This window comes from Faecalibacterium sp. DFI.5.82 (assembly GCF_029076575.1).
GTDB classification, from domain to species: Bacteria; Bacillota; Clostridia; order Oscillospirales; family Ruminococcaceae; genus Faecalibacterium; species Faecalibacterium duncaniae.
Map to the genome: position 1 here is coordinate 120429 of NZ_JARFIS010000007.1, position 26581 is coordinate 147009.

Genomic DNA, 26581 nt, shown 5'->3' on the forward strand with positions numbered 1-26581 from the left:
CAGAGAAGCGGAACGGCCTCATTTTGTTTATTTTTTCCGGTACTCCCGCGGAGTCATGCCAAAATGCGCCTTGAATGCCCGGTTAAAATAGGAGAGGTTTTCAAACCCGCACCGGGAAGCGATCGTCAGCACCGTCTCGTCCGTAGCATGCAGCGCTTCGGCGGCGGCATTCAGCCGGTATTCGTTCAGAAAGGCAACAAAGCTCTGCCCTGTCATCTGCCGGAACCAGCGCATGAAGTGGCTGGAACTGAAGGAGCAGACCCCGGCGGCATCGGCGACCCGAAGCCCCTCGGCATAATGGACAGAGATCCATTGCAGAACGGCTTTCAGCCGCCGGGTATCGGCAGTTTCCGCGGGGAGCTGCTGTTTTCCCTGCGCAATGAGCAGGGAGAGGAAGCGCAGCAGTGCTCCTTTGACCAGCAGCTCATAGCCGGGAAGCTTGGCACGGTTGGCTTCCTCCACCTCCCGCAGGCAGGCGGCGGCCTGGAGATAACACAGGTCGTTGGGAGTCAGCCGCGCAGGCAGCCGCAGCCGCCCGCTCTGGAGCGGAAGCAGGTATTTTTCGGCGCAAAGGTCCTCCGCACCTCCCAGAAGCTCCAGCTCAAAGATGATGTTCTCGTATTCCATGCGCTGCCCCTCTGCCTGCCGCAGGGCGTGAAGGGTGCCGGGCGTAAAAATAAAGATATCCCCCTGGTAGGCCGGGCAGGACGCAGTGCCCACCTGCACCAGCCCCGCGCCCCGCTTGACAAAGACCAGCTCCATGCTCTCCTGCCAGTGCAGTGCCACCTGCGGGAAATCTCCCGGAATGGTGCAGGGATACAGATTGAAGGGGAATCGCACGGCCCCGTGCTGCTTGGTTTCCTGCAAAGAAGCCTGATTATGCATCATCTCACCTCCAGATGATAGGATTGTACCATAATTTGCTCCTTTAAGGCAAGATTTCGATTGTTTTATCTGGTATATCTTGCATTATAAATGTCAAACCTGTTTTCCGTAAGGTGTGTATCTGAAAACACAGGAGGATCCATTATGAGCTTTACCGAAACATTACAGAGCCTCACCGGAAAGCTGCTGGCGGACTGCACCGATCAGGAGCTGTATCTGGCACTGCTGGAGCTGGTGCGGCAGAAGAGTGCCGACCGCGTGCAGCCCGTTACCGGCCGCAAGCTGTACTATATCAGCGCCGAATTTCTCATCGGCAAGCTGCTGTCCAACAACCTCATCAATCTGGGACTGTACGAAGAAGCCCGGGATGCACTGGCCGCTGCCGGAAAGCGCCTTTCGGACATTGAGGAAGTGGAACCGGAGCCCTCTCTCGGCAACGGTGGTCTGGGCCGTCTGGCAGCCTGCTTCCTGGATTCGCTGGCAACGCTGAACCTGCCCGGCGACGGCGTGGGCCTGCGGTATCACTTTGGCCTGTTCCACCAGTCTTTTGAGGATGGTGTGCAGAACGAAAATCCCGACCCGTGGCTCACCGCCCACAGCTGGGCCGAAAAGACCGATGTGACCTACCCGGTGGAGCTGGCGGGCAAGGAATACACTGCCCGGCTGTACAAGCTGGCTGTCACCGGTTACGAGGGGCGCACCAACACCCTGAATCTGTTCGATCTGGATACCATCGACGAGAGCATCGTCCATGACGGCATTGCCTTTGACAAGACCGCCATCGACAAGAACCTGACCCTGTTCCTCTACCCGGACGACTCCGATGAGGCAGGCCGCCGTCTGCGGGTGTATCAGCAGTACCTCATGGTTTCTGCCGGTGCCCAGCTCATTCTGGCAGAGTGCGCCGCCCGGGGCTGCAATTACCACGATCTGGCCGACTACGCCGCCATCCAGATCAACGACACCCACCCCAGCATGGTCATCCCGGAGCTGATCCGGCTGCTGGGGCAGCGGGGCATTGAGTTTGAGGAAGCTGTGGAGATCGTTACCAAGACCTGCGCCTACACCAACCACACCATTCTGGCTGAGGCACTGGAAAAGTGGCCCCGCGCCTATCTGGATGCAGTGGTACCCCAGCTGATGCCCATCATTGAAAAGCTGGACGCACTGGCCCGCACCCGCACCGAGGACGAGAGCCTTGCCATCATCGACAAGGACGACCGGGTGCACATGGCCCACATGGACATCCACTTCACCCATTCCACCAACGGCGTGGCAGCGCTGCACACCGAGATCCTGAAAAATTCCGAGCTGCACGGCTTCTATGAGCTGTACCCGGAAAAGTTCAACAACAAGACCAACGGCATCACCTTCCGCCGCTGGCTGCTGGAATGTGACCCGCGCCTGACCGCCACGCTGGAAAAGCACATCGGTTCCGGCTTCCGCAAGGACGCTGCCGAGTTGGAGAAGCTGCTGGCCTTCGCCGACGACGAAGCCGTGCTGGGCGAGCTGACCGCCGTGAAAAAGACCAACAAGGCAGCGCTGGCAGACTGGCTGCTGCGCACCCAGAAGGTGAGCGTGAACCCCGATGCCATGTTCGATATCCAGTCCAAGCGGCTGCACGAGTATAAGCGTCAGCAGCTGAACCTGCTGTACCTCATCCATCAGTATTACGAGATCAAGGCAGGGCACCTGCCTGCCATGCCGCTGGTGAGCATCTTTGGTGCCAAGGCTGCTCCTGCCTACACCATTGCCAAGGACATCATCCATGCCCTGCTGACCCTCTCCAAGGTCATCGCTGCAGACCCGGAGGTGTCCAAGTGGCTGCAGGTGGTATTTGTGGAAAATTACAACGTCACCGCTGCCGAAAAGCTCATCCCTGCCTGTGACCTGTCTGAGCAGATCAGCCTTGCCTCCAAAGAGGCCTCCGGCACCGGCAACATGAAGTTCATGCTGAACGGTGCGCTGACGCTGGGCACCATGGACGGTGCCAATGTGGAGATCAGCCAGCAGGTGGGCGAAGAGAACATTTATATCTTCGGCCAGACCTCCGATCAGGTCATCCACCGCTACGCCGTGGGCGATTACGACCCGGCCCAGTGGGTGGAGGGCGATGCCAACATCCGCCGAGCCATCAACTTCCTCACCGGCCCGGAGATGCTGGCTGCCGGCCATGCCGAAAACCTGACCCGCCTGCACAATGAGCTGATCCACAAGGACTGGTTCCAGACCCTGCCGGATTTCAATGCCTATATCGTCCGCAAAGGGCAGGCCCTCAGCGATTACGCCTGCGACCCCATGGGCTGGCGGCGCAAGTGTCTGGTGAACATTGCCAAAGCCGGGATGTTCTCCTCCGACCGCACCATTGCCGAGTATGACCGCGACATCTGGCATCTGGGGAAGTAATCGTTTTTACTTTGCGTCATCCCAGCATCCAGCAGTTTCTTGTAGAAGATGCACTGCTTTCTGGTTGTGTGACCTTCGTTTCTCCCCGCCGCAAAACATTCCATATTTTTGACTCCACACTCACCCTCGCATCCTTCTGCAAACACTTTTCATACTCCGATCTGATTCATACAATGCTATGGCATCGTAGAATCGGGTCGGATTTTTTGCATTGTTGTTTACAGCACACGGACTAAGAGGGTGGGCACCTAAATATATACCCCCAATACTGGATGTCCAGTATTGGGGGTACATATCACACAACATTTGTGCAACAGCTTCCTTTTTATGGGAAGAGCTATCATTTCGGTACGCCGGAGCATCTGCGGACGCTCCGGCGTACCATTTTTACAGGGAAGGCTTCTGCTCCAACAGGTCTGTCATGCTGCGCAGGCTGATGCCAAGGGTGGAAAGGTTATGCAGCATGGCGCTGGTGGCAGGGGGCAGGATGCCCAGAGCCCCCAGAAGGATGAGGGCCGAGTTGAAGCTGAGCACAAAGCGGTAATTGCTGCCCACCCGCTTTTGCAGGGCGTTGGCAATGGCTTTTAAGGTCACCAGCTCTTCCAGACTGTCGGCGCGGATGGTCACATCGGCAATCTCCCGGGCGATGGCGGCACCGGAATGGATGGCGATGCCGATATCTGCCGCCGACAAAGCGGGCGAATCGTTGATTCCGTCGCCGATCATCACAACTGTATGTCCCTCGGCTTTTGCATCGCGGACAAAGGCGGCCTTATCCTCCGGCAGCACCTCCGCAAAGCAGCGGTCTACCCCCACCTGCGCCGCAATGGCGCGGGCAGTGCGGTCACTGTCGCCGGTCATCATGACGGTCTGAGTGATGCCCAGCTTTTGGAGCTGGCGCAACACCTGTGCCGCCTCCGGGCGCAGAGGGTCTGCAATACAGATGACCCCCACCAGCACCCCGGATGCTGCCAGATACAGGTGGGAATACTGCGGATCCAGCCCATCAAACTTTGCCTGTTCCCCTGCCGGGATGGTGCAGCCCTCGTCCTCGAAAATAAAGTGGGCGCTGCCGATGACCACCCGCTTGCCCCCTACCCGGCTGGCAATGCCATGGGCCACGATGTACTCCACCTCGGAGTGCATCTCTTCGTGAGAAATTCCCCGCTCCTTGGCAGCACGGACGACGGCGTTTGCCATGGAATGGGGGAAATGCTCTTCCAGACAGGCGGCAAGCTGCAATACCTCCTGCTCCCCGCAGCCGGAGAAAGGCACTACCTGCACCACCTGTGGGGTGGCACGGGTGAGGGTGCCGGTCTTATCGAACACGATGGTGTCCGCCTTTGCCAACGCTTCCAGATACTTGCCGCCCTTTACGGTGATGTGATATTCCCCGCACTCCCGCATGGCAGAGAGCACCGCCAGCGGCATGGAAAGCTTCAGCGCACAGGAGAAGTCCACCATCAAGATGGAGATGGCCCGGGTGACGTTGCGGGTAAAGGCATAGGTAGCCACCGTACCGGCAAGGCACCACGGCACCAGACGGTCGGCCAGCTGCAAAGCCCGGTTTTCGGTGCCGGACTTGAGCTTTTCCGATTCCTCGATCATCGCCACGATCTTATCGTAGCGGTTGGCACCGCCCTCAGCTTTAGCCACAAGGACGCATTCGCCCTCTTCCACCACTGTTCCGGCGTAAACGGTAGCACCGGTGGTCTTGCGCACCGGCATGGACTCGCCGGTCAGGGCAGCTTCGTTCACCATGGCTTCGCCTTCCAGCACCATGCCGTCCAGCGGGATCATGTTGCCGGAGCGCACCACCACTTCGTCCCCGGCGTGGACACGGGTCAGCGGTACCAACACCTCGCCCTGCGGGGTGCGCACCCAGACCTTATCCACGTTCAGCGCCATGCTGCGGGCCAGGTCGTCCAAGCTCTTTTTCCGCGTCCACTCCTCCAGCAGACTGCCCACCGTCAGCAGGAACATCACCGACCCTGCGGTGCTGTAATCCCCCCGCAGGAGGGAGGCGGTGATGCTGAGCGCATCCAGCACCTCTACTTCCAGCTTGCGGTGCAGTAGGCAGCGGATGCCCTTCCAGACAAAGGCAATGGAGCGCCACACCGTATATGCCGCCGCGATGGGCGCGGGCAGGAACACCTTGCGGAACACCCGGCCCGCCACAAGGTTGACCATCTTTTCCTGATATTCCTGATTGATTTTCCGGCTGTCGTGGGAAGTGACCAGCACCTCTAACTCTTCGTTGTCAAAGCGGTAGGCCGCCAGCAGGGCGACGGCATCCTTCCGGCTGCCCCGGTAGGTCAGCACCACATCTCCGGTGCGCTCGTAGACGGTGGCTTTCTGGATAATGTCCTGCCCGTTCAGGTAGGCTTCCAGCACATCTGCCCGGTGCAGGGTCATCTGCACGGCGCAGACGTGCACCCGCATCCGTCCCTTACCTTCATGTAAGATCGTACATTTCATTGCTTTTCTTACCCCTCTGCGTAAAAAAGAGCCGCCCAAGGGCGGCTCCGCTGCGTTGTATCACTGTGCAGTCTGCTCTGCGGGCTGTTCAGCCGTATCCTCGATAACCTCCTGTGCAGCCTCGGCGGCGCGGCTCTCGTTGATGGCCTTTGCATCGGCAAGGATGTCACCGGCCTCTTCCTGCACCTTGTTCACAGTCTGCATGGTGCAGTCCTTCATCCGCAGCACCGCAGCGGTGGTCTGGGTGTAGACCTTTTTGGCATCCTTGCTGGACAGCACCTTGAAGCCGGCAGAGCCGAACACCACACCGCCCAAAAACAGTGCAAGCTTTTTTGTATCAAACATATTTATCCCTCATTTCTGTGTTTCCTATCTGAGCGCCCACACCCTTGAGCGGGGGCAGGCTCTTTATCTTTGTATTGTAGCACTCTTTCGGACTTTTTCAATGGTTTTTGACGATGTTAGGACGTGTTAACATTGTTAGCAGAAGCTTGATACGGAGGACCATTTTCGTCATGCTCACCTGCAGAGATCAGCAGAACGCGCCTTATCCAGCGCTTTCAGCTCGGCGCTGCGGGCGTTGTAGGCTTCTGACATCTCCCGCTCCAGAACCTCCAGCCCTTCCCGGTTGTGGTACAGTTCCATGAACAGCCATTCCAGCTCGTCCTTGTGCTTGGCAAACCGAGATGCGAAATTATCTTGACTTGTCATCTTTCTTTATCCTTTTCGTGTAAGATGAAGCTGCACGCTGGGGTAATCGCCAAACAGCTGCGGCAGGACAATCCCCGCATACAGCAGGGTGCTGCCGCTGAACCGCATCCCCTTGTGAATGCCGTCCTCTACGTCGTGGGCATACTGAGAGCCGAAATAGTCGATGCCGTCCAGCTCATACACAGCATCTTCTTCCAGCCCACGGAAGCACAGGTGGATGGGCAAGGGATTTGCCTGCGGGTGGGTCACCACCAGATTCAGCAGTGCCTCGCTGCCGTCCTCTGCAGCAAACTGCCATGCCGTGAAATATGCGTTTTCTGCCGGGTCGGTCAGCCGGTAATAATCGCCGGTACGGATCAGGTCGTTCAGCCGCTTGAACCGCTTGATCTGGTTTTTCACTGCGGTGCACTCGGTGCGCTTTAATTTGCCCAGATCCAGCTCGTAGCCAAAGGTACCGCTCATCGCCACCACAGCACGGGTGTCGATGGGCGTAGTTCGGCCGGTCTGGTGGTTGGGGCAGGCAGAAACATGGGCACCCATGGTGCAGACCGGATAGCCAAAGGAGGTGCCGTGCTGAATCGTCAACCGTTCAATGGCATCGGTATCATCACTGCACCAGATCTGGGGATAGTAGCACAGCATTCCGGCATCAAAGCGTCCGCCACCGCCTGCACAGCCCTCGAACAGCACCTCCGGGAAGCCCTGCGTCAGCCGCTCTGCCAGCGCATAAACGCCCAGCATATAGCGGTGCATGATCTCGCCCTGCTGCTCGGCAGGGAAAGCGCGGCTGTACACATCGCTCATGCTGCGGTTCATATCCCACTTGATATACTCAATGTGATGCTCCCGCAGCAGCTTGCTGATAACCCCTGCCAGATAGTCCACCACCTCCGGGCGGGAAAGATCCAGCACCAGCTGGTTGCGCCCCATGGCGGGCTTGCGTCCGGGCAGGGTCAGCGCCCAGTCCGGATGGGTGCGGTACAGCTGGGAGTTCTCGTTGACCATTTCCGGTTCGATCCACAGGCCGAATTTCATGCCCAGCGCATTGATCTGCTGGATCAGCGGGTCCAGTCCGCCGGGCAGCTTTTCGCAGTTCACGATCCAGTCGCCCAGACCCTGATTGTCGTCATTCCGGGTGCCGAACCAGCCATCGTCCAGCACCATCATCTCCACGCCGAGAGAGGCCGCTTTTTCAGCGATCTTTACGATCTTTTCGGTGTTGAAATCAAAATAGGTGGCCTCCCAGTTGTTGATCAGCACCGGGCGGCGTTTGTCCTTCCACGGGCCGCGGCAGATGTTGCGCCGCAAAAAGCGGTGGTACTGCTGGGAAAGCGGGGTCAGACCCTCTGCCGCAAAGGAGAGGATCACCTCCGGGGTGTCAAAGGTCTCGCCCGGCTTCAGGTTCCATGCAAAGCGCTCCTCCTGAATGCCGCTCACTACCCGGACAAGCCCGGTCTGAGAGCGCTCCACGTCCATCTGATAGCTGCCGGAATAGACCATCATCACCCCGTAGCAGGCACCGCTGGTCTCCGTTGCATCCTGCTGGCAGAGGATCAGGAAGGGATTATTGTGGTGGCTGGAGCTGCCCCGCACCGAAGAAATGGTCTGGATATTGGTGCCCACAACTTCCCGCTCCAGCTGCCGTTCCATAGCGTGTCTGCCGTGGAAATGCAGCAGATCCCATCTGCCAAAGGGCAGATCCAGACAGGCAGATGCCGCCTTATCCAGCCGCAGCGGGGTATCCCCGTGGTTTGTCAGCCGCGCCGCACGGGTGATGACATCCTGCTGTGCAAACACGCCGTACAGCAGCTCCAGCGTCAGACCGGTGGCCTCGTCCTGCATTCGGACGATCAGGGTCTCGGCATCGTTTTCCTCTGCGTGGGCACAGGGCAGACCGGTCAGCTGATATTTGCCCGCCTCCACCGTGTGGCTCACATAGGTAAAGTCTGCGCCAAAGGCACCACGGCTGTCTGCCACCGTCAGGCAGGAGAGACGGAAATCGCCCACGTTGCAGCCGGTATACTCCTGCGGGAGTAGATCCGGGGAAATGCCCCGGTGGGTGCGGTAAGCGTAGTAATCCGGCGAAAATCCCCGGTCTGTGCGGGGATACAGCTGCATCAGGTCCCCGGTGCCGATGGTTTTGCCGTAGTACAGATGCAGCAGGTGCCCCAGCGCATCCACCTTCATGTGGTAGCTGGTATGGGCAGTCTCCAATACAAAAATGCGGGCCTCGGAATCAAATCGAATACTCATGGATCCTATACCTCAACGAGATTATTTTTAATAAAAATGCCGACAGACAGGCGGTCGTGTCGGAACGGCTACCCGCCTGTCGGCGGCGCTCATTGCTGCCATTGCCTTTACGAATTGTCTGCGAGAGATCTTCATTTTTGTTCTCTGTCGCACCGGCCGGGTCGATTTTTCTTACTTTTGTCAGCTCTTACAAAAGCAGCGAGAAAATTTTGTGCATCATCACATTGCACAGTTTCTTTTCTCTTGTTGTGTCATTATTATACCATCTGCCAGCAGTTTCGTAAATGCAAAAATGCGACTTGTTATATCTCAATCTGTCTTTCATCGAGCAGCATTACAGCGAAGATATTTCCATCGAGGATATCTCCTCCTTCTGCGGACTGAACCGCAGCTATTTCAGCAAGGTGTTCCGGGATACCATGGGCGAAAGCCCGCAGGGGTTCCTGCTGCACTACCGCATGGCACGGGCGGCACAGCTGCTGACCGAAAGCCGCCTTCCCATCAGCACCATCAGCGCCATGGTCAGCTATCCCAATCAGCTTCACTTTTCCCGTGCGTTCAAAAATGTATATGGCATCAGCCCACGGGACTATCGTGCAAAGCATCTTGCACTATAAAAATTGGTCTCCTTCTCCGCTGTACATCTTTCGTTTTTCCGACATATAATAACGCCCCATTTGTCAGACCGAATACTGTCGGACAAATGGGGTGTTGTTCATTCAGGGGCGCACCCTGTTTTTTTACTATGATTCATCATTTTCCACGCGAAGCATCCGGTATCCGACACCAACATGGGTCTGGATCAGATGCGGCGCATCCGGGCATCGTTCCAATTTTTTGCGCAGGGATGCCATGTAAACTCGCAAGGATGCAATGTCGTTTTCCTGCGTACTGCCCCATACTTTTTGCGTGAGGGAGGTATGCGTCAGCACTTTGCCCACATTATGCGCCAGCACACACAGCAGTTTGTACTCGATGGGGGTCAAATGCAATTCATTCTCGCTCAACCAGACGCAGCCGGCCGAGAAATCGATCTTCAAAGGGCCATTGACAAAAACCGGACTATTGATGCCGTCAGAAGCCAGCAGATTCAATCGGCGCTGCGTTACACGCAGTCTTGCCAGCAGCTCATCCACGGAAAACGGCTTTGTCAGATAATCGTCTGCGCCGTTGTCCAGTGCCTCAATCTTATCAGAATCCTCGCTCCGGGCACTCAGGACGATGATGGGCAGGTTCGACCATGTGCGGACGCTGCGGATGACCTCGATGCCGTCTATATCGGGCAGCCCAAGATCCAGCAGCATGATGTCCGGGTTGTGGCTGGTAGTCATCATGATCGCCGTTTCCCCATTGGAAGCAGTAAGATATTTATAGCCGTGGGTCTTCAGGGTTGTTGTGATCAGACACCGTACAGGAACATCATCCTCTACGACCAGAATGGTCGGCTTATTCATGGATATTCACCTCGCTTTGCGGCAATGCAAAGGAAAAGACACTGCCATTGGGAATGTTGTCACGCAGGGTCAATGTTCCGCCGTGAGCCGTCAGGATTGCACGGCAGAGGGGCAAGCCCAGTCCAAGGCTGCGGTGGCTGTCTGCGATGCGGCTCTGCCCGGTATAAAACATCTCGAACACCTGTGCTTTTGCGCGATCCGGAATGCCGGGACCGTTATCTGCAACGTCCACTACGACCTGATGGTCTTTCCGATAAGCCGAAATCTGAATGACCGAGCCCACGGGGGTGTATTTGATGGCGTTATCCACCAGATTGACAACGACCTGCATGATCAGCCGTGCATCCACATTGACCAGGAGGATCTCGTCCCCATACTGTGTTGTGATGGTGTGTTCACAGCTTTTCCGGTTGACATGATGCAGTGCTTCTTCGATCATCTCATCCATCAGCTGCGGTGAGATCTGCAGATTCATCCGACCATCCTCAATGCGGGTGATGGAAAGCAGATTTTCCACCAGACCGATCAGCCATTGTGCATCGTCAAAAATATCGGTGCAGATCTTGTTCCGGGTCTCTGTATCCAGCGTTTCTCCGTTGGAAAGCAGATTGCTGGCATTGCCGGAAATGGAGGTCAGCGGAGTGCGCAGGTCATGGGAGATCGTGCGCAGCAGGTTTGCCCGCAGCTCTTCATTCCTTGCCTGCAATGCAGCTTGCTCTTTTTCCAGCGCATTTCTGCGGTTTTCGATGGCCAGCGCACCTTCGCCCAGAATGGAAAGCAGCACACTGTTTTCAAAGGCATCCAGCGGTTTTTCGGACAGATCGATCCCGATCACTCCAAACACGCCGCCCCCGGTCCGAAGTGCAAGATAAAGCCCCTTTGCGTCCGGGTAGCTATCCGTGCCTGCACCGGAACGCTTTTTGTTGGCAAATGTCCAGTTTGCTGCATCACGTTCTTCCGGTACAGAAAAGATGTTACACGGCACTTTCCCATCAATCTCAAAAACCTGTTCTGACCCAAGATCTCCGTTTTGTTCCGGGTAGACGATCAGGCTCCGGTTCAGCAGCTTCATCAACTGGGACGCTGTCTGAGAGAGGATTTCTTCCTCGCTTTTTGCTCTCTGTAAAAGCTGATTTGTATCAAACAGTATTTTTGTACGGAACGCTGCCTGCGCAGACATTTTTGCATGGTCTTTCAACCGCGTTGTCAGGGTGCAGGTAATGATTGCAGAGGTCAGCATCAGGACAAATGTAACCTGATAACCGGGATCATACGCATGGAATGTCAGGCGCGGTTCCGTCAAGAAAAAATTGTATAGCGCAACACTGGCAATGGAGCCCAGCACACCGCAGGTGTAACCGCTGGTAGACAATGCGGTGAATAGCACCCCCAGCATATAGAACGTAATAATGTTATAGCGCGCAAAGTCCAATTGTAAAAAAAGAAAGCCGATGAGCGTGATGCAGCTCAAAATGCCTGCGGTGATCAGCAGATCACGGACAGAAGGCAGAAACGGACGGATGAACAGCTTCCGTCCTGAGCCGTAGCCGTTCTCTGCAGAAGCATCCGGGATGATGTAAATATCCAGATTAGGCGCAGTCATCGTCAATTTTTCAGTCAGTGACGGTCCACTCCAGAAATGGCGGCGATGTACGCTGGAGCGCCCCAGCACGATTTTTGTAATGCCGGAGATGCGGGCAAACTCTGCGATCTGCTGCGGAATGTCATCCCCGTAGATCGTAGAAATGTCGGCACCTGCCTGCTCTGCCATACGAATATGCTGCTGCAAGCGCCGACGATCTTCTTTTCCCATCTGATCCGAATCCGGAGTCCGGACATACAGAGCTGTAAAGGTCCCGCCGAACGCCTTTGCCATCGTTGCTGCCGTCCGCACGATCTTTGCATTGGAGGGAGAGGACGACAGACACGCCAGAATATGTTCAGTGGGTGGGTCGTTCTGATTCATAAAGATCACCTGCCTTGCCCACAGTATAGCACAATTTGATGGTCACGACCACCAGCCACGTCTTTTTCCTTCTTGTCGAATGATCTCCTTCCGCATGTGATCCAGCGCATCTGCTGCCCAAAAACCACTCAACATGACTCCAAGAACCATCAATAACAAAGCGACATCCATACGATCCGTCCTATCTTTTTAGAGCCGGAAACACTTCTGGATCGATGCGTATTTTCCCAAAACCAGCATACTTTCATCCCGACACAGCTGCGTATCCGGCGTGATGTTCATATCGAGCTTTCCGTCTTTTTTCAGCGCAAGAATATTGATGTTATACTTTTTTCGGATATTGATTTCACCGATTGTACGATCCATCCATTCCGGCGGAATGGTCACTTCCATGATGGCGTGGTCGTCCTGCAGTTCGATATAATCGAGAATGTGTTCGGAGCTGTATCGGATCGCTGCCCACTTTGCCAGCTGCTTTTCCGGATAGACCACTTCATCCGCACCGTTGCGCAGCAGGAACTTGGCTTGTACATCCCGCTCTGCACGCGAGACTACTAGCTTTGCGCCCAACTCCTTGAGCAGCGATGTTGTTTCCAGTGAGCTTTGAAAATTGCCGCCGATGGTTACGATACACACATCAAAATTGCCGACACCAAGGGAGCGCAGAAAGTATTCGCTGGTGCTGTCACCGATCTGTGCATTCGTCACATAGGAAAGCACGGCATTCACACGGTCTTCATTGCTGTCGATTGCCATGACCTGATGACCCAGCTCATTCAGTTCCTGCGCAATATGGCGGCCAAAACGGCCAAGCCCAATCAAAAGAATCGATTTCATACCTGTCTCCTTTATCCGATTGCAATCTTCTCCTGTGGCAGACGAGAGTGGGCAGGGCTGCTGCCAAATGCCGCATAGATCAACGTCAATCCGCCAACACGTCCCAAAAACATCAGTGCGATCAGCACCCCCTGCGAAAGGATGCCCAACTGCGGCGTGATGCCCAATGTCAGACCCACCGTTGCCACAGCCGATGCGGTCTCATACAGACAGACCGACATCGGCAGCTGCTCTGCCGCAGCAATGACAAAGGCTCCGAGAAAGAACAGCGTCAAATACATCCCTGCGATCGTGGCAGCATTCTTGACCGCGGAACCATCTATGCGCCGACCGAAAAATTCGGCATCTTCTCTGCGGCGGAAGGTCGCCCACATATTGGCCAGCAGAACAGCAAATGTTGTGGTTTTCATGCCGCCTGCCGTAGAGCCGGGCGAACCGCCCAACAGCATCAGAACCACCATCAATGCCTGTGAAGTGCTGCCCATCGCAGCAAGATCAGCGGTGTTAAAACCAGCAGTACGGGGTGTGACGGATTGGAACATCGACAATAAAATACGCTGCCGGGCAGAGCCTGCCGTGAACTCGAAGCAATAAAAGTACAGCGTCGGCAGTACCAGAAGAAATGCCGTTGTGACAAGGATCACCTTGCTCTGCATCCGGTAACGGTGAAGATCAAGGCGGTATGTACAAATGTCCTCCCATGTCAGAAAACCAAGGCCGCCAAAGACGATCAGTGCAGCGATCACTGTGGTAAGCAATGGGTTTCCTGCATACTGTGTCAGCGAAACAAATTTTGCTTCCTCTGTTCCCAGCAGGTCAAAGCCGGCATTACAGAATGCCGAAATGGAATGAAACAGCGCGTACCAGATCCCGCGCAAACCATAATCGGCGCAGAACGTCGGCAGCAGCAGTGCAGCACCGCCCAATTCAAACAGGGCGGTGATCCGCAGAATAAAGCCTGTCAGCCGCACGATGCCGCCCATCTGCGGGGCAGCCGTGGCTTCCTGCATCGTGCTGCGCTGCTTGAGGGAGATCTTTCGCCCGGAAAGCAGCGCAAAGGCAGCACCCACTGTAATGACACCCAATCCTCCGATCTGGATCAGAAGAAGGATCACACTCTGCCCGAATGTCGACCAGTAGCTGCCGGTATCCTGAACCACAAGCCCGGTCACACAAAGGGCGGAGGTGGAAGTAAACAGCGCCTCATGGAACGGTGTGACGCACCGTTGCTGTGCAGCAATCGGAAGCATCAGAAGCAACGCGCCCACCAGATCAACTGCCGCAAAACCTGCAATAATGACCTGAAAAGAAGAAAAACGGTGCTGCCTGTAACGAGGATATTGAATCATAAAAGCTCCTTTACCTGTCCGTGTGCATAAAGATTAGCATGGAACAGATAAAGGAGCCGTAAAGAAAATTGTAGAAGTATAAAGATTCCATTAAAATTGATCGATCAACACCAAATAACAAATGCTGGACATCACCAGCTCAAAAAAGCGGTAATGTCCAGCATTCATTTTAAGCCACCTTGGTCTTTCGCAGATACCCCCATGCTGCCAATCCAACGAGCAGAACGATCTTGATCGGTGCCGATGCCAGCAGTACATCTGCCTGAAAGAAAGCATGCCCGCCTGCATAGAGAAAATCAAAGCCGATCATTTTATACAGCAATGCATTGGAAAGCCCAATGCCCCCTGCCGGAATCAGGGTGGACAGCCATTCTCCAAAGGAGCCCGGCACGACCATATAAACAATCAGCGGTGCCACCACACTGATCAGCGCCACAGACAAAGCGGTCAGGTTGTTCTTGGCCCATACGGATGCCATCAGCACAAAGGCCACCTCCGCAAAGAAGATCAGGAAGTTTGCCACCAGCATGACCCACTCCATCTGGCCAACGGTATACGGCAGCAGGCTGGTCACAGAAAACAGCCATTGCACGGAAGTTTGGGTACTTTCCCAGCCAAATAGAGCATTCGTGACCAGGATCCACACCACGCCGCAGAGCAGATACGCCGCCCCTGTGATACTAAACGCCGCCGCTAGCTTTGCCGCTGCTAGCCGCAGACCGCCGTTTTTTGTGCACAGTTGGATGTCCTGCGCCCCGGTCTGTGCATCCGATGCAAACACCGGGGCCGCAATCACCGCGCACAGCAGGGTGAGCAGCAAACTCAACAGGGTCTGGTAATCCATTGCGTCTGAACTGACCCCAAATGAATAGGTGAACGTTTTTTGTACAGCATCGAACTTTTTCTGTGCAATGGCCTGCGCCTGCTCATAGCCGGGCTTTCCGCTTTGTTCCAGCCAGATCACTGATTCCAGCCGTTTGGGGAGCTGGCTGTAAAAGTTCTGCATATCCTCTGCGGTCAGCCCCATCACGCCCGGTGCCATGCCGGTTTTCGGGTCGGCAAAGGCTTCCTTTGCGTTGTTCACAAGAGGCTGATACCGGGCAAGTTCTTTATAAAATACCTCGACCGGGATATCGTTGATGGAGCTTGCATCATACTGCCGGTACACCCGCTGATAGGCTTCCAGTGCTTCCTGCATGACATCCGGCGTGATGGTACCGGATACCTGCTGCTCCTGCCGTTTCCGGATTGCTTTCAGACCCGTGTAACGCACTTCGTTTCCGCTGGCATCCAGTTCCGTCCAGCCGATAAAGGTCACCGGCAGATATGCCATGACCACGGCCAGCACCAGTGCAATGGCCAGCAGAATAGCTGTCATACGAGTTTTGCACACACGTTTCAATTCCAAACGATACAGGTTCATTTTGCTTCCTCCATTTCCTCCGGGAACAGCCACAGATACAGATCTTCCAGCCGGGGCTGTGCCGGGACGCTGTCCAGCAGCTGCGGTGCATCCGCCAGATACCGCAATGTTACCGTTCCGTCCGGCTCGTTGCGCAGGTTCACCACCCGCAGCCGGTGTTCCCACCGGGCAAGCTGTTCCATCGGGATATTTCCCTGCCAGACTTTGGCTTCGATCTTCTTTACCAGCCCTTCGGTGGTGTCCTGTGCAATGATTTTGCCAGCTTTCATCACGGCATTTTCAGCTGCAATGTATTCCACATCCGAAACGATATGCGTTGAAATAAGAACGATCCGTTCCTGCGCAAACTCCGACAGCAGATTGCGGAAGCGCACCCGTTCTCCGGGGTCCAGCCCTGCCGTGGGCTCATCTAGAATTAAAATTTCCGGGTCGTTGAGCAGTGCCTGTGCGATACCAACCCGGCGCTTCATACCGCCGGAAAGCTTTATGATCTTTTTGCGGCGCACCTCAGTGAGGCTTACCCGCTCCAGCAGTGCGTCGATCTGCCGGGCAGCCTCTGTGCGCGGCAGACCCTTGAGTGCCGCCATATATTCCAGATAGTCCTGCACCGTGAATTCCGGGTAAAACCCGAATTCCTGCGGCAGATATCCCAGCTTTTCCCGGTAGGCCGCACCAAGCGTCCCAATCTCCACCCCATCGCACAAAATCCGGCCACTGCTAGGCCGCAGAATGCCCGCCAGCATCCGCATTAAGGTTGTTTTGCCTGCGCCATTCGCCCCCAGCAGTCCCCACACACCCGGCGTGAGAGTGATGGACACATCATCCACCGCCGTTTTATCCCGGTATCGCTTTGTAATATTCTGAATTTTCAGTTCCATGACTTGCTCCTTTCAGCCTTCTGCAATATATTCTGACCGGGCGGCAAGCCGGATGCACTGCAACACCATACAGAGCACCAGCACGCCCGCCGCCAGTGGCAGACCTTTCGGCAGTTCCGATAATTGCACGAACCGCAGCAAACACAGCTGCCCTGCAAACAGCGGTACAGCCCCGGTCATCATCCATTCCGGGCGCACCCAGCGCAGCAGCAGAAGCAGCTCATTGTTTGCGGTCAGGAATGGCACGGTCAACACCGCCAGCAGTTGCCCGATGCTCCATGGCACGGCTGCCCGCACATTGAATACCAGCACTCCCAGCAGGATTGTTTCCCCCGCCAGCAGCAGCAAAAACCGCATCACCAGCGGACGACCGACTCCTGCATATGTGGCATGTTCCAGTTCAAGCATCTTATATTGACTTGCCCGGTATAAAAACGGCAGACCGAGCAGGGCTGTCAGCATGGCAAGTGTGCTCAGACCAAACAGTGCATTGCGTAATGTCCATGCCTTCTCCCACAGGGCAAGTTCCCGCCCCACACTGTACAACGCCAGTGCCGCCATTACTTCCAGCGCCCAGACCTTCCAGCCCAGCAATTTGAACTGGCAGTGCAGCAAATCACGCCAATCACTCCGTTGTTTTACGACATGTTCCGCCCGGCAGCGGCGCAGTAGCGTTTTCGGTGCGGCTGTGTCAAGCTCTGTCGCCAGTGCTCTGGACAGTTCTTTTTCAAAGGCTCGATTCATCTCCAGTCCTCCTTTTCCAATTGCATTTTCAAGGTTTTCAATGCAGCACGCAGGCGGGACTGCACTGTGCGCAGGGGCAGACCTGTGATCTGCGCGATCTCCCGCAATTTAAGCTGTTGTGCGAACCGCAGCAATACCAGTTCCCGCTGTTCCGGTTCCAGCTGGACCGTCAGCGCTCGCAGGTTTGCTTTCTCCTCTGCCGCAGCAAAGCCGCTTTCCTGATAGGCGGGTTCGCCCGGCAAGCTTTCCAGCGATATCTCCGACCGCTCCATCGTACGGTTCAGATCGATGCAAATGTTTTTTGCGATTTTGTACAGAAAGGGACGGAAAGCCCCCTGAAATCCACCACAGGAATCCAGCCAGCGCACCGCTTTCAAAAAGGTTTCCTGTGCTGCATCCTGCGCCTGCTGCTCGTCCGCTGTATGCCAACGGCAATAGTTCAGAATTTGTGGATAGTACGCTGTAATCAGAGTGTCCAGCGCACCCGTATCTCCGCTCTGCACTTTCCGCAGCAATAATTCTGTCTGGATACGGTTCACCCCCCTTCCTGTCTATTAAAACGTCCCATATCATCAAAATGATTTCTGTTTTTTCAAAAATTTCAAATAATTGCCTTTATTATGTTCTTATAGCTTTATTATAATAAAGAGCCTTGTGTTTTTCCTTGTCAAGAGAGCTGGCACCGTCCGGCCCTCTCTCTTTTTGCCAAAGTTTTCATTGTTTTTTCTTGCACACTGCCGAAAGTAGCGTGTTCTCAAAAGTTCGCGTTTGCGAAGCGTAGCGCAGCAATGAAAGCCCCAGTGGGGCTTTTAAGCGACAGAACGGTCTTGCGCAGCAAGATGGAGGGGCCTCGCCCCGACAAGTTCCATTTTTATGCAAAGGAAAGCAGGCTGTGCAAACCATGCGCAGAAAAGCCCCTGATTCGGGCAAATGTGCAAACGGTGTGCAGAAAGTGTGCAGCCGCTTTCCTACATAAAGAAAGAACGCCAAATCTTACGATTTGACGTTTAAAATTAGGTGCACCTCGCGCACTCATATCCGAACTTTTCTCCGCTTTCACGGCTTCCCCGAAAGTGATCGTTTCCGTACCTTCCTTATAATTAAAGGTAATGAGAACCTTATCATCGTAGAGATAGATGGCATTGATGAAGGTATCCACCAGTGCCTGCCGCTGCTCCGGCTGGGTCATATCCAGCTTGCGGAAGCGAAGCAGCCAAAACCGGACGAACTCTTCTTTCATCTTCGGCTTGGCCAGCCGTTCCTCTGCAATGCGGGCTTGCAGTTCCTTCCTCTGCTCTTCCAGAGCTTCCAGCCGCTCCTTGGTTGAGCTAGTCAGAATGCCCATCTGGATAGCGTTCAGCATATTGGTGATGCCGACTTCCGTTTCCTTCAACTGCTTTTCGTAGATGGGCAGGTCTGTGCTTTCCTGATTTTGCAATTCCATGACTTTGGCAATGATGGCATTCATGGAAGCGTCATCTTCCACCAGCTTCATGGTCTCGTTGACCACCAGATCTTCCAGCCACTGTTTCCGCACGGCCTTTTTATCGCAGGTCTTTTTCTTCTTGGCGGCGGCACACTTGTAATAGGTATACATTTTCCCGGTGTGGCTGACACCGCTTTCCCCGAACATCAGCGCTCCGCACTTGCCGCAGTACAGCTTGGTGGTCAGCAGATAGGTATCTTCTGCCTTATGACGGGCAGGGGCCTTTTTATTTTTCACCAGCTTTTCCTGCACCTTGTTGAACAGGTTCGCGTTTGCGCAGCGAAGCGGAGCAATGAAAGCCCCAGTGGGGCTTTTAAGCGACAGAACGGTCTTGCGTAGCAAGATGGAGGGGCCTTGCCCCGACAAGTTCACCTGATACCAATGCCGGAATCGCATTGGGCTGTACCACATCCCGCAAACGCAATTCGTCGATGTACCGTCGATTACTCAGCATCCGCTGAATGGTGTTATAGGACATCTCCCCGCCCATCGAATTTTTGATGTTGTGCGCCTTCAACCAATCCCGCAGGTCAGTCATGGTCGCACCGTCCACATACTTCTGGAACGTCTGCTCCACATACGGAGCCAGCAGCGGGTCTGGCTGGTAATGCCGGGTCTCATCGATCATGTATCCGAACAGAATCGTGCCGCCATTATAAATACCCTTGAGAGCGTTTTCCGTCATGCCGCGAATGACCTTTTCGGACAGGTCAGCGGAATAATATTCCGCATAGCCTTCAAGCACCGATTCCAGAATGATGCCTTCCGGGCCATCCGAGATGACCTCGGTAGCCGACATGAGCTTGACACCGTTCTTCTTCAACTGGGTCTTGTACCGGGCACTGTCGTAGCGGTTTCGGGCAAAGCGGTCCAGCTTCCAGACCAGCACAATGTCAAACAGCTTCTTGTCGCTGTCTTTTATCATCTGCTGAAACTCCGGGCGGTTGTCTGTCTTAGCAGAGATGGCACGGTCAATGTAGTGCTTGACGATGGTGATGCCAGTCTTTTCCGCATAGGCCGTGCATTCACGAATCTGGCCTTCAATGGATTCTTCTCGCTGGCTGTCAGTGGAATAACGGGCGTAGATCACGGCGGTCATGGCAGGCACCTCCCATTTATACATCATTGAACGGTGGAGCGTTCTTTCAAAGCAGTGTTTCGTATAATGTATATACCACAGTTTTTAACTGAATGCAAGACTTTTTCCCAAATAAAAGCCGCCATCATTCTCAGATCGTCCAGTTCTGGCTTGCCGACTGCAGATCCACCATGTGGGTGTACAGTCCCTTCCGGGCGTACAGCTCTGCCGGGCTGCCCTGCTCGGCCACGATGCCATCCTTCAGCACAACAACCTTGTCTGCACCTGCCACGGTACGCATCCGGTGGGCGATGATGAGGACGGTTTTGTTTTTAATAAGCCGGGATAGAGCCTCCTGAATGGCAGTTTCGTTTTCCACATCCAGACTGGCGGTGGCCTCGTCCAGCAGGATGATGGGCGCATCCTTCAGGAAGGCGCGGGCGATGGAAATGCGCTGACGCTCACCGCCGGAAAGAGCGCAGCCATTCTCGCCGATGTTGGTGTTCCACTTATCCGGCAGCTTCTCGGCAAATTCCTCACAGTTTGCCAGCTTTGCCGCCGCAAGGACTTCCTCGTCGGTGGCACCTTTGCGCCCCAGACGAATGTTTTCCAGGATCGTGTTGTCAAACAGGGTCACATCCTGAAAGACGATGGAATAAAGGCTCATGAGCTTTTCCGGGTCGATTTGGGAAACCTCCATGCCGCCCACGGTGATGCTGCCCTTCTGGTAATCCCAGAACCGTGCCGCCAGCCGGGAAACAGTGGTCTTGCCGCCGCCGGAGGGGCCCACCAGTGCCGTGACCTCGCCCTGCTTTGCGGTAAAGGAAACATCCCGCAGAACCGTCTCGCCAGAGTTATAGGCAAAGCCCACATGGTCGAACACGATATCGCAGCCCTGATTGGTCAGCTGCTCGCTGCCGGTCTGCAGGGGAGCGTCCAGAATCTCATTCATCCGGCCCACGTTGGTGCGCATGGCAATGACGGCTGCCAGATTCTGCAAAGCGCCCTGCATAGGATCGTACATCCGGGAAGCTGCCATCAGGAAAAGAAACAGGGTCAGTACATTGATGCTGCCCTGCACCAGCAGCACCGAACCGGTGAGCGCCACCGACGCAATGCCCAGCTTGAGCACCATGCCGGCGGAGGACACAAACAGCGCTGTTTCCAGCTCTGCCACAATAGACTGCTTTTCCACTGCCCGAATTTTGTCGGAAAGGCCGGACAGATACCGCTGCTCCGCATTGCTGGCTTTCAGGTCCCGGAGGGTCTCGATGTACTCCTGAATGCCGTCCGCACAGGCCATTTTCGCAGCCATGGTCCTGGCCTGCACCTTGTCCTGCACCCGGTAGCTGCCCACCACGATGGCAACCGATACTGGAATGACCCACAGAGCCGCCAGTGCCATCCGCCACTCAAAGGCAAATAGGCTCAGGGCAATGAGTACCGTGGAGATGAGGGAGCCGAACAGACCTGGGATGAAGTGGGAGCAGTCCTTTTCCAGTACCTCGCAGTCTGCCATGATGGTGCTGGTCAGGTCGGCAAGGTCTCGCTTGCCGAAAAAGGACAGAGGCAGCTTCCGCAGCCGCTCCGCAAGGGTCAGGCGGCGGGTGCCGCTCTCTTTATAAGTGGTAAAATAGGTGCCGTTGTACTGGAACCATGTGGTCAGCAAAATCAGCACAAAGCAGGCAACGCATCCCAGCAGATAAAAGGTGCTTCTCCCGCTCTTGGAGCCTGCCAGCAGGTCTTTTACCAAAAGATACAACAGCCCGGTGGGCAGCATGAACGCCATGTTCTGGAACGCACAGGCCAGAACGCCCTTTACAAGCCCCTTTGCGCCCTCCGGGGAGCTGGCTGTGGCGTGTTGAATTTTTTCGATCATTCCTTACCCCTCCTTTGCGACCTTCCACTGCACCGACGCCTGATACTCCTGCCACATCCGGGCAAACAGGCCGTTCTGCGCACACAGTTCGTCCTTTGTGCCGGATTCCACAATCTGCCCATCCTGCACCACATAGATGCAGTCGGCGTTGGCGACGGTGGACAGGCGGTGTGCGATCATCAGCACCGTTTTGCCCTTGGCAAGCTGGGCAAAAGCCGCCTGTACTTTTGCTTCATTGTCCGGGTCGGCAAAGGCGGTGGCCTCGTCCAGGATCAGGATGGGCGCATTTTTCAGCATGGCACGGGCAATGGCAACGCGCTGCTGCTCGCCGCCGGAAAGATACACGCCCTTGGTGCCGATGACCGTATGGATGCCCGCCGGAAATTTCTCCACAATATCCATGCACTGCGCCGCCTTCAACGCTGCCAGTACCTCAGCCTCGGTGGCCTGCGGTCTGCCCAGACGGACGTTATCCAGAATGCTGCCCTTGAGCAGACGGCTGTTCTGGAACACAAAGGAAATGGTGTCCATCAACTCTTCCTTGGGGATGTCTCGCACATCCGCTCTGCCCACCCGGACGCTGCCACTTTGCACATCAAAGAACCGGCAAATCAGGTTTGCCAGTGTGGATTTGCCGCCGCCGGAGGGGCCAACGAAAGCCACCGTCTGACCCGGCTGAATTTTCAGCGAAACGCCCTTGATAACATCCGTTTTTCCGTCGTAGCTGAAATGCACATCCCGCAACGTGACAGAGGAATCCTTCGGGTACTGCGGAACAGCCTGCACCTGCATGGGCTCCGTCTCCAGCACCGAGTCGATGCGTGCCAGCGCATCCGCCACCACCATCTTGTTCTCACTCATGTACATTATACGGGTCAGGGTCAGGGAGATCACCGGCGTGATGATGATATAGAACAGCAGGTTCAGCAGAAACTCCGGGGTGACGCCGTGGGTCGTGAACAGCAGCCCGCCCGCGATCAAAAAGGCGAACACCCCGTTGACGGCGGCGGTGTAGAACATCATGGGCAGGCGCAGGTCCTTGGTGTAGGAAACGACCCACTTTTCGTACTCATCAATGGTGGCCTTGAACTTTTTGAAGGAAAACACCGACCGCCCGAAGGTCTTGACCACCGGGATACCCCGGACATACTCCACGGCCTCATTGGACATCGCCTCCAAGGCGTTGCCGTACTGCCGCATTTTTTCAGCCATCCGCTTGCCGGTCATGGTCGCCATGATGAGGAAAGCCAGCACCACCGGCGCAAGGCTCAGCAGCCCCAGCCGCCAGTCGAACGCCAGCAGCAAAACCAGCAGCCCCACCGGGGTGGCGATGGCGTTGTACTGGTCTGGCAACTGGTGGGCCAGATAGGTCTCGGCGGCTCCGGTGCTCTCGTGGATGATCTTGCGCAGCTTGCCGCTGCCGAAAGTCTCGGCAAAGCCCAGCGGCAGCACCGCCAGATGCTCCGACACCGCCAGCCGCAGATTGGTCGCCACCCGAAACGCCGACAGGTGGGAGCACATCAGCGCTGCAATGTAAATGAGGTAGGACAGCACCGCAAACAACACTGCCATCCAGCCGTAATGGGGGATGTTCACCGCCTGCGCATAGTTTGGCGCGGCGTTCAGCACATCCCGCAGGATTTTCCAGATGTACACAAAAGGCACCAGCGCCACCAGCGCACTGACCGCAGACAGCACCCACGAAGCGTAGGTGAAATATCGGTAGTTCCCGGCGTAGCCCATCAGCCGGGAAAGATCGGACTGTTTTTTCACGGAAAGACCTCCTTCAAATAATTTTTATGCAAAAATGTGCCGTGGCGTTTTTGCTCCACAGCACATTCTGCGTATTAACCTGCTAGATTTTCAGTACAGAACAGCTCAATGCAGTTGTCGATTATAGTCTGGTCGCAATCCGTAGAAATGCCAGATGCCACCCAGTAAGCATATTCGCCTGCATCGTACTGGCTCAGAGCTTCTGCATCCGAACCATAGCGAAACTCAATGTGGTAGGTTTCCGCACTGGTGTCTGGCGCGAGGAAAAAGTAGGTGAACTCGCCGGAATCGGCATCATCACTTTCAAACTCATACAGTCCATGCACAGGCTCCATGCCAATGTAGTGATAGGTATGGGAGAACAGCACATTGCCGTCCTTATCTGTGCCGGAAATGGTAGAAGTTTCACCATCGAAGTTCAAGGTCGCAAGGCTATTGGTAAAGCCGCAGAAATAGGCTCCGCCACCGTTGGCATAGGCCTCGACGGCATCCTCGCCGTAGACATCGCTCGTAACCATTGAAGAGAGCTTTTCAAAGGCAGCTTCCGCATTTTCCTCTCCCACAAGGGCGGTACAATCATCCAGCCATGTCTGCTTATATTCGTCCGCCAGAATCACCGGCCACAGTTCCTGATAGCTGCCCGTTAGGTCGTTCAGCAACTGTGCAGCGGCAGCTTCGTTTTCATCCACAGCAGAAGAGGCGGTCTCTTCTACGGAAGAAACAGTGCTTTCTGCGGCAGAACTTGCAGAAACGGGAACAGAGCTCGCCGTGCCGCTGCTGCAGCCAACCAGAAGAGAAGCAGACAGAGCTAGCACAGCAGCTGCACTCAGAATTCTTTTCATCAAACGCATTATCAATTTCCTCCACAAAATCAGAATATCGGCGTTAGTTTCAACTAATCGCGATACTGATTTTACTGGAACCGGACTTTCTGCGCAAGAACCAAATCGACAGAATCTATCCAATCGGACGCATCTTCCGATACTCCGTAGGCGTCATGCCGGCTGCTTCCCGAAATGCAGAAGAAAACTTATTCGGATTTTCGTACCCGACCCGATGGGCGATTTCAGCAACCGTGCAATCGGTTTCGAGTAGTAGCTTCTGTGCCAGCTGCAGCCGGTACTCTTTCTGATACGCATAGACCGAGCTTCCGTAAATGCCTTTGAAACAGCTTTTTAATGCCGTAGGCGAAAGGCCGACCTCCTGTGCAAGCTGTTCGATTGTACGGCGAACTGTCAGCTCCTGCGTGAGAAGAGCCGCAGCCTGCTTCACACACTCCACCTGATGCTGATTGAAATACTCTGTCTGCTGCACATCTTCCCTGTTTTTCAGCCGGGTCAGAATATGCAGCAACTCCAGCACTTTCAGCCGAAGATAGCCGGTGTCCGGCACAGAATGCGCTGTGTAAAGCTCTGAAAAAATATGGGCAATGGTCGGTTCTGACCGCAGGATACAGCAGCGGTTTTCCGTGCAGATGTACCGCCGTATGACATCAAGGTCTACGCCGTACCATTCCATTTGTTTCCGCATTTCCGGCGAGATCGCATCCAGATCCAGCAGAATGGTAATGCCGTGATAGTGCCGCAATGGGAAGCAGGAGGAGGATTTCTTGCGCGCTGCTGCACACACCGCAAAATCCCCTGCTGCCAGATAGCAGCAGCTATTTGCCCCAAAACTGCACTCGTAACGCCCCACGCGGCAGTGGTTGATCTCAATGACATTCCGCATTGGTGCCGTGGCTTCCTCAAAGAATGCAAGGTGCATATCGTTATAATACAGCTCTGCACCCAAAAACAGTGGACAGATGGTCATACTCCCGCTCCCCGTTCCGTTGGAGAACACGACGGTGCGGGGCATCGCCGTGGAAGCAGATTGCTCCGGGGAAAGATCAAAAAGTGATTTATGCATAGCCATTCTCTTTTCCTGAAGATTCGCTTTTTCTTACTGATTCGCAGACGTGAACTGTCAAATTCCATTTCTCTGCAAAAATGTTTCCATCAAATCAAGATACCGTTCCGCCTGAACGATGAAGCCCACATGACCGCCCGGAACCGTGCGGATCTCCGCATCCAGTTTCCGGAACAGATCTGCGAACCGTTTCTGATCTTCAATCGCTGTCAGCCTGCGAGGTACGCAGAGTGCTTTTTCTCATACACCGCAGCCGCGATGCACCAGCGGATGAACTGCTTTGATTCTTCTTTCTTCATTTTCTTCGCTTCCTGTTCGTAATCATAATAGCCAAAAGCGTTCCATCTCCGACACAAGCAGTGCCGGATGATTGATGATCTCGCCATGGCCGAAACCGGGGAAGCAGCGGACGATCAGGCTCGGATATGCTGTCCGCAGCCGCTGGATGGCCTTTTTCATGTGCCCTTCTTTTTCTCCATACCAACAGGCGACCTTTGCATCGGGCTGTACCAAAAAGTCCGTTCGATAGAGATAAAGTCCTGCCTCCCAAGTGGCCCGGACGGATTCCAAACTGATATGATCCGGGATACGGCGGAGCATAGTCTGCATTCCCTGCTCCGTCTGCCCCATAAAGCGCAGTGCCCATGCAGGCATATACTTTTCGTGTGCCGTTCGATATTGCTTTTGCGGCATGACCTTCAAAATCAGTCGATTCAGCACTCCGAAATCCAGATACTCCGGCCCGCTGAGGATCATCCGATCGATCTGAACGGTTGGGGAAGCCTTCAGAAAAACAGCCGGTCCGCAGCCCAGCGACTCTGCAAAAAGCAGATCCAGCCGTCCGTCAAGCTCTTTCTCAATATAACCGGCCAACTTGTCCGCCTGATTCTGGGCGGTCGTGTAGGTTGTTTTGCCTGTTCCGTCAAAGCCATCGAAGCTGACGGCATACACGCAGAATTTCCTTTCCAGCAGCGGGATCAAATCCTCAAACTGCTGCCAGCACATAAGATTTCCGTGCAGCAGCATCATGGTCTTTCCCTCTATATTGCCGAATCGTTTGATTTCCATACCAA

Annotated in this window: 21 protein-coding genes and 2 pseudogenes; 2 read left to right on the top strand and 21 right to left on the bottom strand. The window is 55.1% G+C overall.

Going from position 1 to position 26581, the window contains the following annotated elements:
• Positions 1-27: 27 nt before the first annotated feature.
• Positions 28-888 carry an AraC family transcriptional regulator gene (locus tag P0G09_RS10050; protein WP_275252575.1) on the bottom strand — a complete coding sequence of 287 codons (861 nt, stop codon included), beginning with the start codon at positions 886-888 and terminating at the stop codon, positions 28-30.
• 141 nt (positions 889-1029) lie between these two features.
• On the opposite strand from P0G09_RS10050, the gene P0G09_RS10055 reads away from it, so the two are divergent.
• On the top strand, positions 1030-3291 hold the full coding sequence (locus tag P0G09_RS10055) for a glycogen/starch/alpha-glucan phosphorylase (RefSeq protein WP_275252576.1): 2262 nt from the start codon (positions 1030-1032) through the stop codon (positions 3289-3291).
• A 387-nt stretch (positions 3292-3678) separates the two neighbouring features.
• Here the strand turns inward: P0G09_RS10055 and P0G09_RS10060 are convergent, their stop codons facing one another.
• From P0G09_RS10060 to P0G09_RS10075, 4 genes are all read right to left on the bottom strand, one after another.
• Positions 3679-5769, bottom strand: a complete 2091-nt coding sequence (locus P0G09_RS10060) for a heavy metal translocating P-type ATPase (protein WP_275252577.1) — start codon at positions 5767-5769, stop codon at positions 3679-3681.
• A gap of 60 nt (positions 5770-5829) precedes the next feature.
• On the bottom strand, positions 5830-6114 hold the full coding sequence (locus P0G09_RS10065) for a DUF6110 family protein (protein WP_005935684.1): 285 nt from the start codon (positions 6112-6114) through the stop codon (positions 5830-5832).
• Between the two features lie 174 nt (positions 6115-6288).
• Positions 6289-6480, bottom strand: a complete 192-nt coding sequence (locus tag P0G09_RS10070; protein ID WP_275252578.1) for a hypothetical protein — start codon at positions 6478-6480, stop codon at positions 6289-6291.
• A gap of 6 nt (positions 6481-6486) precedes the next feature.
• The gene (locus P0G09_RS10075; protein WP_275252579.1) at positions 6487-8733 is read right to left on the bottom strand and encodes an alpha-galactosidase; all 2247 of its coding nucleotides are present in this window, start codon (positions 8731-8733) and stop codon (positions 6487-6489) included.
• A 284-nt stretch (positions 8734-9017) separates the two neighbouring features.
• Here P0G09_RS10075 and P0G09_RS10080 point away from each other — a divergent pair, with 284 nt between their 5' ends.
• Entirely contained in the window at positions 9018-9350 is a 333-nt protein-coding gene (locus tag P0G09_RS10080; RefSeq protein WP_275252580.1) for an AraC family transcriptional regulator, read from the top strand.
• Positions 9351-9476: 126 nt separating this feature from the next.
• Here P0G09_RS10080 and P0G09_RS10085 read toward each other — a convergent pair whose 3' ends face one another.
• From P0G09_RS10085 to P0G09_RS10160, 16 genes and pseudogenes are all read right to left on the bottom strand, one after another.
• Entirely contained in the window at positions 9477-10187 is a 711-nt protein-coding gene (locus P0G09_RS10085) for a response regulator transcription factor (protein WP_098923094.1), read from the bottom strand.
• Positions 10180-12153, bottom strand: a complete 1974-nt coding sequence (locus P0G09_RS10090) for a DUF4118 domain-containing protein (protein WP_275252581.1) — start codon at positions 12151-12153, stop codon at positions 10180-10182. Before P0G09_RS10090 ends, P0G09_RS10085 begins: the two co-directional genes overlap by 8 nt.
• A 42-nt stretch (positions 12154-12195) precedes the next feature.
• Entirely contained in the window at positions 12196-12324 is a 129-nt protein-coding gene (locus P0G09_RS10095; protein ID WP_265104283.1) for a hypothetical protein, read from the bottom strand.
• An 18-nt stretch (positions 12325-12342) separates the two neighbouring features.
• Positions 12343-12990, bottom strand: a complete 648-nt coding sequence (locus P0G09_RS10100; RefSeq protein WP_015565003.1) for a TrkA family potassium uptake protein — start codon at positions 12988-12990, stop codon at positions 12343-12345.
• Positions 12991-13001: 11 nt separating this feature from the next.
• On the bottom strand, positions 13002-14339 hold the full coding sequence (locus P0G09_RS10105) for a potassium transporter TrkG (RefSeq protein ID WP_275252582.1): 1338 nt from the start codon (positions 14337-14339) through the stop codon (positions 13002-13004).
• 169 nt (positions 14340-14508) lie between these two features.
• The gene (locus tag P0G09_RS10110; protein WP_275252583.1) at positions 14509-15762 is read right to left on the bottom strand and encodes an ABC transporter permease subunit; all 1254 of its coding nucleotides are present in this window, start codon (positions 15760-15762) and stop codon (positions 14509-14511) included.
• Positions 15759-16640 (bottom strand): ABC transporter ATP-binding protein, encoded by an 882-nt coding sequence (locus P0G09_RS10115; RefSeq protein ID WP_275252584.1) that lies wholly within the window; start codon positions 16638-16640, stop codon positions 15759-15761. Before P0G09_RS10115 ends, P0G09_RS10110 begins: the two co-directional genes overlap by 4 nt.
• 12 nt (positions 16641-16652) lie before the next feature.
• Positions 16653-17384: a hypothetical protein gene (locus P0G09_RS10120; RefSeq protein WP_275252585.1), complete on the bottom strand. Its 732-nt coding sequence runs from the start codon at positions 17382-17384 to the stop codon at positions 16653-16655.
• A complete protein-coding gene (locus P0G09_RS10125; RefSeq protein ID WP_275252586.1) occupies positions 17381-17923 on the bottom strand; it encodes an RNA polymerase sigma factor in 543 nt (180 codons plus the stop codon). Before P0G09_RS10125 ends, P0G09_RS10120 begins: the two co-directional genes overlap by 4 nt.
• Before the next feature lie 332 nt (positions 17924-18255).
• A pseudogene (locus P0G09_RS10130) lies at positions 18256-19134 on the bottom strand (recombinase zinc beta ribbon domain-containing protein); the annotation flags it as partial.
• A 100-nt stretch (positions 19135-19234) separates the two neighbouring features.
• A pseudogene (locus P0G09_RS10135) lies at positions 19235-19969 on the bottom strand (recombinase family protein); the annotation flags it as partial.
• A 130-nt stretch (positions 19970-20099) separates the two neighbouring features.
• Positions 20100-21827: an ABC transporter ATP-binding protein gene (locus tag P0G09_RS10140; protein ID WP_275252587.1), complete on the bottom strand. Its 1728-nt coding sequence runs from the start codon at positions 21825-21827 to the stop codon at positions 20100-20102.
• 3 nt (positions 21828-21830) lie between these two features.
• The gene (locus tag P0G09_RS10145; protein WP_275252588.1) at positions 21831-23600 is read right to left on the bottom strand and encodes an ABC transporter ATP-binding protein; all 1770 of its coding nucleotides are present in this window, start codon (positions 23598-23600) and stop codon (positions 21831-21833) included.
• A 74-nt stretch (positions 23601-23674) separates the two neighbouring features.
• Complete coding sequence (locus P0G09_RS10150; RefSeq protein WP_275252589.1) at positions 23675-24451, bottom strand: hypothetical protein; 777 nt, start codon at positions 24449-24451, stop codon at positions 23675-23677.
• A 106-nt stretch (positions 24452-24557) separates the two neighbouring features.
• A complete protein-coding gene (locus tag P0G09_RS10155; RefSeq protein WP_275252590.1) occupies positions 24558-25508 on the bottom strand; it encodes an AraC family transcriptional regulator in 951 nt (316 codons plus the stop codon).
• A gap of 321 nt (positions 25509-25829) precedes the next feature.
• Complete coding sequence (locus P0G09_RS10160) at positions 25830-26576, bottom strand: alpha/beta hydrolase (protein WP_275252591.1); 747 nt, start codon at positions 26574-26576, stop codon at positions 25830-25832.
• Positions 26577-26581: the final 5 nt, after the last annotated feature.